We start from the raw sequence: 2,912 nt of genomic DNA, 5'->3' as shown, positions 1-2,912 counted from the left end.
GCCGCTCTAGCACTCCGGCCGAACCGTCATTCCGGGGCGCGCGAAGCGCGAGCCCGGAATCCATTTCCCCGCTTGCGTTGTGGCCTGATGGATTCCGGGCTCGCTCGCTTTGCTCGCGCCCCGGAATGACGAGAGAGGATCGAAAAGGACACGACCATGGCGACCCACAAACTGCTGCTGCTTCCCGGCGACGGTATCGGCCCCGAGGTGATGGGCGAGGTGAAGCGGCTGATCGACTGGCTCAATTCGGCCGGGATCGCCAGTTTCGAGACGGATACCGGCCTCGTCGGCGGCTCCGCCTATGACGCGCACAAGGTGTCGATCTCCGAGGGCGACATGGCCAAGGCGCTCGCCGCGGACGCCATCATCTTCGGCGCGGTCGGTGGCCCGAAATGGGATGCGGTGCCTTACGAGGTGCGCCCCGAAGCCGGCCTGCTGCGCCTGCGCAAGGATCTCGCTCTGTTCGCCAATTTGCGTCCCGCCGTGTGCTACCCGGCGCTGGCGGAGGCTTCAAGCCTGAAGCGCGAGGCGGTCGAGGGCCTCGACATCATGATCGTGCGCGAGCTCACCGGCGGCGTTTATTTCGGCGAGCCGAAGACCATCACCGATCTCGGCAACGGCCAGAAGCGCGCCGTCGATACCCAGGTCTACGACACCTATGAGATCGAGCGCATCGGCCGCGTCGCCTTCGAGCTTGCCAGGAAGCGCAAGAACAAGGTGACGTCGATGGAGAAGCGCAACGTCATGAAGTCGGGCGTGCTCTGGAACGAGGTCATGACCCAGCTCCACAAGCGCGAATACCCTGACGTCACGCTCGAGCATCAGCTCGCCGATTCCGGCGGCATGATGCTGGTGAAATGGCCGAAGCAGTTCGACGTCATCGTCACCGACAATCTGTTCGGCGACATGCTGTCCGACATCGCGGCGATGCTCACCGGCTCGCTCGGCATGCTGCCCTCGGCTTCGCTCGGCGAGGTCGACGTCAAGAGCAAGAAGCGCAAGGCGCTGTACGAGCCCGTGCACGGCTCGGCGCCCGATATCGCCGGCAAGGGCCTTGCCAATCCCATCGCGATGATCTCGTCCTTCGGCATGGCGTTGCGCTATTCCTTCGACATGGGCGCGCTCGCCGACAAGGTCGATGCCGCAATCGCCGCGGTGCTGGCGAGCGGCCTCCGCACCGCCGACATCAAGTCGGAGGGCACCACCGCCGTCTCGACTACCCAGATGGGCGAAGCGATCCTGAAGGAATTGCAGAAGCTGCACGCGTAAGGCGGGAAGAATCGTAGCCCGGATGGAGCGAAGCGAAATCCGGGTTCTCACCCGTAGACAGACCTTCCCGGATTGCGCTTCGCTGCATCCGGGCTACGGCCTCATTGGAGACCGCCTCATGGATTCACCCCGCCCCAAGATCGCGGAAACCTTCGTCCATGACACGGTGCGCCGGCGCGAAGCGCAGATCGGGCGGCGCTGCGAGATTCTCGCGGGCACCCGCATCGAATATGCCTCGCTCGGCGACTACTCCTATCTCGGCGAGAATTGCGACGTCGCCGATGCCGTGATCGGCAAGTTCACGGCGATTGCCAATTCGGTGCGGATCGGCGCGCCCAATCATCCGATGGGCCGCCCCTCGCAGCACCGCTTCACCTATGTCCCCGAATATTACGAGGCGTCGGCGAGCCGCGACCGCGACTTCTTCGCGGATCGTCGCGGCGACCGGGTCATCGTCGGCAACGATGTCTGGATCGGCCACGCCGCCATTCTGCTGCCGGGCGTGAACGTCGGCGACGGCGCGGTGATCGCGGCAGGCGCGGTCGTCAGCCGTGATGTCGCGCCCTACACCATCGTCGGCGGCGTGCCGGCGCGTCCCATTCGCAAGCGCTTTGATGATGCTGTCGCGGAAAGCCTGCGCCGTATCGCCTGGTGGGACTGGCCGGACGAGCTCATCTTCGAGCGCCTCGCCGATTTCCGTTCCGAGGCGATCGAGGAGTTTTGTCGGCGCTATGATCCTGCGGCGAATGCGTGAGGCGCAGGCAGCTCTCGAAAACAAAAAAAAGCCGGGCGCGAGCCCGGCCTTTTGATTCGGTCGTGAGGTCCGCTCAGTACAGCGGGAAATTCTGCGGATAGCCGCCGACATCCTGCGGCGGCGAGAGCGGCTGGCGGTCGATCGGGCGGTTGAGGTTCTCACGGGCGAAGGACGGATAGCCCACCGCCGGCGGGAAGGCGTAGTCGCTGAACTTGCGGTCGCCCGGATTGACCTCGGTGCCGCCGTCAAGCCAGGAGCGCTTGCTGACATAGATGCGGGTGCGGCCCTGCTGGTAGACGGCGTTGGGACCGCTCGGGCCGTAATAGTGCCGGCCGCGCTCGTCATAGCGCTTGGTCTTGTTGTCGGCCGAGGCCGGCGTCGCCAGAACGGAGGACATGGCAATCACTGCGCCCGTTGCAAACAAGGTCGCCAATTTGGCAGAGAATTTCGAGCTCATCACGTCCCCTTCAGGCGGCGCACCGCCAGTCGATTTCACCCCATACTAGCCCGGCCGGGGTGAGCGCAACTAGGTCTATTGGGTCACACCAGCTCGAAAATAATCGCCCAGCGCCGGCAAAAGTTGCATCAATACCAGCCACTTGAGCTTGATGCCGGTCAAAGCGCCCCGCGCAATTGCGCATTCGCGGCGCCCAGCAGCCAGTCCGGAGAGCCCTGGAGGTCGCAGGCCCGGCGCTTCAGCTCGGCATGGGCGAACAGGTCCGCCAGCTTCGGCTCGTTCCCCGCGGTCAGGAGCGTCAGCCGGTTCAGCGTGCAGGCGATCGCCGCGCGCTGGGCGGGCAGGGTGTCGCCCTGGCAGGAGAAGCCGGAGATCTGCAAGGCGGGCTCCTCGCTGCGCTTGAGGTAGCCGAGGCAGGCCCGCGCGCCCTCC

At 65.2% G+C, this 2,912-nt stretch carries 3 protein-coding genes and 1 pseudogene; 2 read left to right on the top strand and 2 right to left on the bottom strand.

Going from position 1 to position 2,912, the window contains the following annotated elements; translation table 11 throughout:
- Nucleotides 1-156: 156 nt before the first annotated feature.
- Nucleotides 157-1,269, top strand: coding sequence for a 3-isopropylmalate dehydrogenase (leuB, locus tag SE92_RS22745; RefSeq protein WP_063198532.1), 1,113 nt, complete (start codon nt 157-159; stop codon nt 1,267-1,269).
- A 118-nt stretch (nt 1,270-1,387) separates the two neighbouring features.
- Nucleotides 1,388-2,023, top strand: a complete 636-nt coding sequence (locus SE92_RS22740) for a DapH/DapD/GlmU-related protein (RefSeq protein ID WP_063198530.1) — start codon at nt 1,388-1,390, stop codon at nt 2,021-2,023.
- 73 nt (nt 2,024-2,096) lie between these two features.
- Here the strand turns inward: SE92_RS22740 and SE92_RS22735 are convergent, their stop codons facing one another.
- Together SE92_RS22735 and SE92_RS37190 are read right to left on the bottom strand one after the other, a co-directional pair.
- On the bottom strand, nt 2,097-2,480 hold the full coding sequence (locus SE92_RS22735; protein WP_063198529.1) for a hypothetical protein: 384 nt from the start codon (nt 2,478-2,480) through the stop codon (nt 2,097-2,099).
- 158 nt (nt 2,481-2,638) lie between these two features.
- Nucleotides 2,639-2,912: pseudogene (locus tag SE92_RS37190) on the bottom strand (hypothetical protein); the annotation flags it as partial.

Source organism: Bradyrhizobium sp. AT1, assembly GCF_001590795.1.
Classification (GTDB): domain Bacteria; phylum Pseudomonadota; class Alphaproteobacteria; order Rhizobiales; family Xanthobacteraceae; genus Bradyrhizobium.
The sequence above is the reverse complement of the archived record's forward strand: the minus strand, read 5'-3'. Positions and strand labels throughout refer to the sequence as shown.

What these genes read in the sequence shown, in the direction of transcription:
- SE92_RS22735 (WP_063198529.1), bottom strand. Translation starts at nt 2,480, where the DNA reads ATGAGCTCGAAATTCTCTGCCAAATTGGCGACCTTGTTTGCAACGGGC.
- SE92_RS22740 (WP_063198530.1), top strand. Translation starts at nt 1,388, where the DNA reads ATGGATTCACCCCGCCCCAAGATCGCGGAAACCTTCGTCCATGACACG.
- leuB (WP_063198532.1), top strand. Translation starts at nt 157, where the DNA reads ATGGCGACCCACAAACTGCTGCTGCTTCCCGGCGACGGTATCGGCCCC.